This window comes from Acinetobacter johnsonii (assembly GCF_048551975.1).
GTDB lineage: Bacteria > Pseudomonadota > Gammaproteobacteria > Pseudomonadales > Moraxellaceae > Acinetobacter > Acinetobacter johnsonii_A.
Genome location: NZ_JBIMCF010000341.1, coordinates 1 through 246, shown reverse-complemented (window position 1 = coordinate 246; position 246 = coordinate 1). Strand labels below are relative to the sequence as shown.

1 pseudogene is annotated in these 246 nt (G+C 42.3%); it reads left to right on the top strand.

The annotated features are described in order from the left end of the window. Nucleotides 1-96, top strand: a pseudogene (locus ACG9ZB_RS17735) (elongation factor Tu); the annotation flags it as partial. Between the last annotated feature and the right edge of the window lie 150 nt (nucleotides 97-246).

The following is a 246-nucleotide window of genomic DNA, read 5'->3' as shown; positions in this document are numbered from 1 at the left end:
ATCCACCCAATCGCAATGGACCCAGGTCTACGTTTTGCGATCCGTGAAGGTGGTCGTACAGTTGGTGCTGGTGTAGTTGCTAAAGTAACTGCATAATCATCTGATTGTGTGAAAAAAGCGCTCCTTTGGGGCGCTTTTTTTATTTATACATCTGTCCCGTCCTGAAATAAGTTTACACCTTAAGAGACTTATTTTATGGAACATGCACGAGAACAACGAGTTAAACGTACACAACGTGATTATAGC